Source organism: Campylobacter sp. CNRCH_2007_0968H (assembly GCF_025773245.1).
Taxonomy (GTDB): Bacteria; Campylobacterota; Campylobacteria; order Campylobacterales; family Campylobacteraceae; genus Campylobacter_D; species Campylobacter_D lari_D.
Window position 1 is genome coordinate 1 of record NZ_JAKMTQ010000027.1, and the last position, 4,775, is coordinate 4,775.

Annotated in this window: 7 protein-coding genes; all 7 read right to left on the bottom strand. The window is 26.6% G+C overall.

All coding sequences use genetic code 11. From position 1 onward, the window contains the following. Positions 1 to 37: 37 nt before the first annotated feature. Complete coding sequence (locus tag L8Y18_RS08350; RefSeq protein ID WP_263664915.1) at positions 38 to 256, bottom strand: acyl carrier protein; 219 nt, start codon at positions 254 to 256, stop codon at positions 38 to 40. Beyond that, positions 249 to 1,316, bottom strand: coding sequence for a beta-ketoacyl-ACP synthase III (locus L8Y18_RS08355; RefSeq protein WP_263676642.1), 1,068 nt, complete (start codon positions 1,314 to 1,316; stop codon positions 249 to 251). Before L8Y18_RS08355 ends, L8Y18_RS08350 begins: the two co-directional genes overlap by 8 nt. Next, positions 1,306 to 2,829 carry an HAD-IIIC family phosphatase gene (locus tag L8Y18_RS08360; protein WP_263676643.1) on the bottom strand — a complete coding sequence of 508 codons (1,524 nt, stop codon included), beginning with the start codon at positions 2,827 to 2,829 and terminating at the stop codon, positions 1,306 to 1,308. Before L8Y18_RS08360 ends, L8Y18_RS08355 begins: the two co-directional genes overlap by 11 nt. Beyond that, a complete protein-coding gene (locus tag L8Y18_RS08365; RefSeq protein WP_220566909.1) occupies positions 2,826 to 3,230 on the bottom strand; it encodes a VOC family protein in 405 nt (134 codons plus the stop codon). The genes L8Y18_RS08360 and L8Y18_RS08365 overlap by 4 nt, the downstream gene beginning before the upstream one ends. After that, entirely contained in the window at positions 3,227 to 4,117 is an 891-nt protein-coding gene (locus L8Y18_RS08370; RefSeq protein ID WP_263676644.1) for a class I SAM-dependent methyltransferase, read from the bottom strand. The genes L8Y18_RS08365 and L8Y18_RS08370 overlap by 4 nt, the downstream gene beginning before the upstream one ends. Next, entirely contained in the window at positions 4,104 to 4,340 is a 237-nt protein-coding gene (locus L8Y18_RS08375) for an acyl carrier protein (RefSeq protein WP_220566911.1), read from the bottom strand. Before L8Y18_RS08375 ends, L8Y18_RS08370 begins: the two co-directional genes overlap by 14 nt. A gap of 2 nt (positions 4,341 to 4,342) precedes the next feature. After that, on the bottom strand, positions 4,343 to 4,775 hold a 433-nt coding region (locus L8Y18_RS08380; RefSeq protein ID WP_263676645.1), incomplete at its 5' end, for an AAC(3) family N-acetyltransferase.

Here is a 4,775-nt window from a genome sequence, read left to right on the forward strand (position 1 = left end):
TGTTTTAAGTGTGGAAAGGGTTTAAACAAATATTTGTTTAAACACCAGCTAAAGCTAAAAGATCGCTTACTTTTTCACATTTTTTAAGATCATCACCGCTAATTTGCTTGCCAAGTGAGTTTTTAAATAATACCATGATAGATACAAAAGCTAAGCTATCCCATTCATCAATATCATCTAAAATCATATTTTCTTTTAGTGTTTCATCCATATGCATAGCTTCGCTAATAGCTTCTAATAATTCTTCTTTAGTCATTTTTTTCTCCTTTATAAATTGAAATTGTATCAGTTTTAAAGTTTTTATCAAAATTTATATAAGCACTCCCCCAGGCATATCCAGCACCAAAAGCACTTAAAATGGCACTAAAATCATTTTTTTGCATTTCACAAAGTAAAGCAGGTAAAGAGCAAGCACTTAAATTAGCGTATTTTGACATCAAAAAATTTGGTGTTTTAGAGCTATCAATACCCAAGTCATTTATAATAGAATCAACTAAAAATTGATTGGATTGATGTAATAAAAAATAATCCACTTTATCTTTACTTTTTTCACAAAAATCAAGCATTTCTTTTATGCTTTGACTCTCAAGATTAAGTGCTTGGTTAAAAATTTCAGCCCCATCCATGTAAAGATTATCTAAGCTCCTATGCTTATTGGTTTGAAATATTTCTTTATTGGAGCTTTTACTCTCATCAAGTTTAGCAAAAGCTCTATTGGGTATGATGAGTTTGTCAAAACCTTCTCCATTAGAATGAAGCTTAAAAAACGATTTTTCATTTGCACTGCTTATGAGTGTTGCACTTACTCCATCGCCAAAAATTGGAGCTAAATTTGCATTTAAAGGGTTTATGGTTTTGCTTAAAGTATCACCACAAATTAATAAAATATTTTTTGCATTTTGATTTTCTAAAAAAGAAAAAGCTATAAATAAGCCGTATAAATACCCCGAACACGCTTGATTTACATCAAAAGCTATGGTTTGAGGTTTTAAATTTAATCGTTTGTGAAGATAGTTTGCGCATGATGGCATAAAAAAATCAGGAGTTTGTGTAACAAAAATCACTATATCAAGCTTATTTTTATCAAAATCGAGCATTTTAAATAAATTTATACTTGCTTCATAGGCTAAATCTGTTGTGCTAATATTTTCATCAGCGATAAATCTTTCTTGTATGCCTGAAATTTTTTTCATTCTTTTTAGCATTTTGACATCATTTTGAAAAACATCTTCTAAGCAATCATCTATGTTTATACATTTATTAGGCACGCAAACGCTTATGCCTGCTATTTTGGCTTTATTAAAACTAGCTTTCAATTATAAGTCCTTCGTAATTTATCATTTCTTTTTGGATTAGAGCAAAATTTTCTTTTATATTTGCATTTAAACTATATAAAAATTCTAAAAATGGCATATTTCTTTCGCCCTTTTGAAAGTATAAAATACATTCTTTTGTATTAAAATGCACATGTAATAACTCTATAGCCTTATATAGCATAATTTTTTCAAGCTTTCTTCCTAAGGCTCTACAACTTATGCAAAGATCTTTTATGATTAAATTTGTTTCATCTTTATAAGCTAAAAAAATTGCTATAATGCCACTATCACTTAATTTATCACTCATGCTTATAGTCAAAATAGCATGTTTTTGCATAAATTCTTCACACTCTTTTAAGCTTAATCTTGAGTAATTTGATATAAATTGATTAGTTTTATTAAGTAGTTGTGAAATTCTTTCAAGTTCATCTGCGTGGTTGATATGAAATTTCAAACAAATCTGTAATTTTTCAAAATACTCTTTAGGGCTAAGCTTGCTAAGTTCTTGTCTTTGTAAATTTGCTTTAATATCAGCACTTCTTAACTCATCTTCTTTGCTAAAGCTTGTTTTTAAAAGTCTAGGATAGAGCTTTAAACTATAAGCACTATTTTCATCAGCTAGCAAGGTGTTAATATGAAGGTGTGATACATTTTCAATTTCGGCTATATTATCATCAATAAATAGCACACTATCAAAAGCTATATTAAAAAAATTTACAATTTCTTTAATATTTTCGTCTTTACTTTTCCAATTAGCCCTGATCATACTAAAATCATCAAGTTGTAATAAAAAGTCTTTTCTTTGTGAAAAAAGTTTTTTTACATCTTCTTCTTCATTTTTTGAAGCGATGGCAAGTAAAAAACCTTGATTTTTTAAATTTAAAAGCTCACTTTGTAAGGCTTTATGATTGCTAGATAAAGTAAGATTTTCAATGCCATCTTCGCCTAAAATTCCTTGGTATAAGGTATTATCAAGATCTATGATGATTGCTTTTAAAGTTGGTTGCAAGAAGCTAGGTAGGATTTTTAGTCCTAGAAATTGGGCTAATTTTACACAAGCTTTATTACTAAGTCTGCTTGCATTTATTTCAAAATTACTATCATCTATGATGAGATTTTCATCTAAAAAGGGCTTTAGTATTTTGCAAATACTATATTCTTTTAAGCTTGTATTACCAAGTAAAAGTGTGATGATAGGAGCGTTGCTAATGCTTGATAGTTCTTGTATTTTTTCTTTGATAAAATCATCTACATTTTTTTTATAATTGTTTAAATCTATAAATATGATGTTTAAATTTGCTTTTTGAAAATTATCATAACTTAAACTATCATCATAAGAGCTTATGTTAAATTCAGCCTTTAATTTACTAAAGGCTAAAAATGCATTTAGTATGCTTGAAATCACTTCAAAAGAGTGATTTCTAAAAACATTAATAGTAATTTTTTTATGATGATTTTCCTTGCTAAGTTTTATGAGATCATTTCTTTTTAAATTTGGTGAAAAAAGATTCATTTTAGCTCTACTAATTCTATTAATAAATTATTACTCATCATCACAAAGCAAAGTTTTGCAAAATAACTTGCTTTCATTATGTCAACAACCAACAAACCATCATTTAAAAGCAAAGATAAATCTTGCTCTATATTTTTGCTTTCATAAGCTATATGATACATTTTAGTTTTATTTTTCAAATAGCTATCTAAAACGCCTTTTTCATTTAAATTTGACAAAAGTTCAAAGCGATATTGGGGGAATAAGTTATTTTTTGGAATGATAAATTCTCCCTTTACCCCTTGTTGTTCGTCTATAAATTCAGCTTCTTTAATAAAACCTAGCTTTTCAAATATTTTTCTTTCTTTTTCTAAAGATTTACATGCTACACCTATATGGTGGATTGGTAAATTTAAATTCATTTTTCAAATACCACAGCCATAGTTATAGCATTTTTAAATTTTAAAGCTTTTTCTAAAGAATAGTCATTTGCCATAAAACATTCATATTGTTTTATTTTTAAATCTGCTTTTTTTGCCATTTCAAAAATTTCAGTTGGATGTGTAAATAAGTATATATGATCAATTGCAGGTGCGTTGATAGGTATGGTTGCAAAAATTTCACCTTCATCGCTTAATAAGTCTTTTGCTCTTTTTAAAAATTCTAAAGGCTGTTCAACATGTTCTAAAACTTCTCCAATTACTATTAAATCAGCCTTTTTGTGAAATTGAAATTGAAAAAAATCTTTACATAAAAATTCACAATTATTAATTAAATTTTTAACTTGATTTTCCACCATATTTTTTGTCAATTCGCAACTAGTAGGGGATAAATCTAAACCTAAATAATAATCAAATTTCAAACTTTTAACAGCTTTAGTAAAAAATTCTCCATGTCCTGGGCCTATTTCAAAATAATTATCATGTTTGCTTTTTGATTGAAGATAATTTTCAAAATACTTTCTAACTTTTATATGAGCAATCCAAATATAAGATGAAAGCGCAAGCCCTATCATGTATTTTTTCATATAAGTTTCATTAAAATAGACTTTATCTTTTACTTCTTCAAAACTTTTATATCTATATGAGTTATTTTCTATGAAATATTTTGTTTCTTCTAAAGTGTCATTAAGTATAGTTAAATAGCATTCGCACTGCTCTTGTAAAGAAATATTGTTTTGAAGATAATATGAAATGAGATTTTCAAATTCTATTTCATCTTCATTTGTTAGACTGATTTTATTTAAATATTTTGCGTGAATTGGATTTTTTATAGCTATTAACTCAAATAAGTTTTTAATATTTTTCATTTTTTACCTTTGATTTGATAGCTTGCAAAAGTTCATTTTGTGATTTTAGCTGACTTAATTCATCTTTGCTAAATTTGATTTCAAATTCTTCTTCTAAGCTCATGATTATATCAATATGATTTAAAGAAGTCCAATTTTTGCAATTTTGCATGCTTAAATTTGAATTTTCATCAACTTTTACTTCTAGTATATTTTCTAAAATTTCATAAAATTTATTTTCCATGATTAATCCTGTAATATAAAAATATTTTTATCTTCATCAAGAGCATTTTTTATCGCTTCTTTGTATTCTTTTGTATGAAATAAACATATAGTTGCACCACCAAAATTTTCGTATATAAAATTTTTTGTTTTTTTAGTAATATAGTTTATATTATCGACATTTGGTAAAGATTTTTTATCTAAATGTCTAACATAAAATTTTATTTTTTTATCATGCATTCTGTTTTGTTCGTCTATTATTTTTCCGTGAAAATCTTTAAAATATCTGTAATCTACTCGGTATTCTTCTTCGATATAATGAGTTAGAGTGTGTCCTGTAGTGCTTCCAAAAAGTATATATTTTCCATTTTCTTGTGTTAAAATATCATACACACAATTTTCTCCAAAACAACTTGTAGTGTCCTTTAAAAACAATTCTTCTTTAGCTCCTTTTATA